At 43.0% G+C, this 2,217-nt stretch carries 2 protein-coding genes; both read right to left on the bottom strand.

Translation table 11 applies throughout. The annotated features are described in order from the left end of the window. Nucleotides 1–112 precede the first annotated feature (112 nt). Nucleotides 113–793, bottom strand: a complete 681-nt coding sequence (locus C7B77_RS28690) for a 2OG-Fe dioxygenase family protein (RefSeq protein WP_106313105.1) — start codon at nucleotides 791–793, stop codon at nucleotides 113–115. A gap of 135 nt (nucleotides 794–928) precedes the next feature. Continuing rightward, complete coding sequence (locus tag C7B77_RS28685; protein ID WP_106313102.1) at nucleotides 929–2,014, bottom strand: class I SAM-dependent methyltransferase; 1,086 nt, start codon at nucleotides 2,012–2,014, stop codon at nucleotides 929–931. Between the last annotated feature and the right edge of the window lie 203 nt (nucleotides 2,015–2,217).

Below are 2,217 nucleotides of genomic sequence, written 5' to 3'. Positions count from 1 at the left end.
TGTCTGTACGGCTCCTGGTTTATTTGCACCGGATGAGGAGTAGAATCTGCTGGGGGTGGGTAGATCTCCGCCGTAGCTCACATCTTTAGCGCAACCCCACCCCCAGCAGATTCTACTCCTCATCCGGTGCAAATAAACCAGGAGCCGTACAGACAAAGACATCCCGCGTACCCAATCCACCAGTCGTCGCACTAATCGACGAAGTGAAATGGTAAAACAGATCGTCCCGGAACACCAAAAATTCACCCGGAGCGAGCACCTTGCTGAAAAAAGGACTGCCCTTTTTGTCAACATATAGATGAGTTTCGGCACCAGCAACTGCCGATCGATCGATCGAGAAAATCCCGACCAAATCTACGCCATCCCGATGGATACCTTCAGGGGCTGGGTTACCCATTTCGTCTGGAGAAGCTGTCGTTCTAATTTGATGGACGGCAATCTCTTGTTTTTGGGTGCAAAGTTGCGAAAATTGGAAAAACTCTCGCAGGATGTTTTGAAATTCTGGTACGGTAATTAGTTCGTCTTCTAGCTCGGCATATTCTCTGGCGACATCACCGACCAAAGGGTTAAATTGCTTTGCTTGAAATAAGCGTCGGTGTGGCAATTTGACTAACCGATCGCCAGAAAATTTAAAATGCGATAGACGACGGAACCGATAATGACCTGATATGTAAGGATCTGCTGGCAATCGATCGAAGAATGGTCGAATTGAATCGAGCGGTAAATCTGGCAATGTTTCGAGAATATAACTTGCCAGACAGCTTAACTCTTTTGGCTTAGATATGTTGAACATATTTTCTAATCTCCTCAGATTAGTTGACACCAATAACTACAGTTTTATCGCAGATATTTCCAGGATCGATCGTGAAAATCTGCTGCTTTTACACATCTCAAGAATTCTTTATTCAAAAAATACAAATTTTCCGAATTAAGTTAAGAGCTTAGGTTTAAGCTCGATCGTAAATGTAAAAGGACGGTCGGATAAAGAAACAGTTGGTGTTGTTTCAATTACCTTCCATTGTCCTCGCTCGGCGATTTCTTGCCATTCGCCAATTAGCGTATGATAGTCGCCTCGCTCCGCTCGATCGTTTTTGAGAATATTAATGGCCTCTGTTAATAAGAAATTATTGATACAGAGTTTTTTGTCTGTCTCTGAAGCCCTAGAATTGAGAACATCTTTAATGACAAAACCATAGCTTTCAGTAACAGAATAGACTAATTCTGGCGTGTCTTTTTCGGGTAAATCGTGATTGTAGTGAGCGTCAGATACCAGGCAGTAGGTTGACAGATCGGCCAGCATTGCCATGGTAGGCACTTTAATCTCTTTTGGCATATGATGCAGCGAGAGCGAGGCATTAATAAACCAAATGGGCTGATGCTCTTCAATAATTGCCAATTGTTCGGCATCAATTTCTTGAATTAGACAGCAAATTGGCGTAAAGGTAATCGGAATTGGTAGAGAAGCTTGACAGTATTTTTGGGCTGCTGCCAACATTTCTGGAGATTGTTCGATTAAGACGAGATGAATTGACTCGATCGGATAAATAGCCAAAAGTTGCTTAATAATCTCGACTAGCAGAGTACCATTACCTGGGCCGATATCAATAATTGTCGGACGAGAAGCAGGTGGTGGAGTTCGTCGTGCAAAATTAGCGATCGCATCCAGCGTTCCTTTCATTTGAGACTGATACAAATCTGTTTGAGTCCAGACATCATAAGGCGTAGTTTCTGCAAATGCTGTAGCTGCTGGGGTCAAAGCTTGAGTCTCGATGAGATAATCTGCTAAAACTTGACTGAATGTCCGATCGACACCAAGTTTTAACATAGCGATCGCGTCAGCTATTCTATTTGCAGATGCTAATAAAATTCCCGCATAAGTCAGCGGAAACTGGCTGTCTTTAACTTGGTGCGATACGGTTTGACAAAGTTCGATAATTCGATCGATATCGGCGCGTTCGTTTACAGCCTGTCGAATTTGGTTGAGTTGTTCTGAGTCAGTTCGATCGATAAACATAAGAATATTACCGCGATTTTCCTCGAACACTATACATACATTCTGACATAAGCACAATCAAGTCGCTCGCATTTATGAAGTAGGTGAAATATTCGGAATTTCAACCTACTATTTCATGCCTAGAGTTAACTTTTTAAAAAGTCGGGCTACCGTCTAAACACAAGTCGGTTGGACTTCGTTTTCGCTGGGCTTACCCCCCCAAC

The sequence above is a fragment of the Chamaesiphon polymorphus CCALA 037 genome, from assembly GCF_003003845.1.
GTDB lineage: Bacteria > Cyanobacteriota > Cyanobacteriia > Cyanobacteriales > Chamaesiphonaceae > Chamaesiphon > Chamaesiphon polymorphus.
This window is presented reverse-complemented; position numbering and strand designations above follow the sequence as displayed.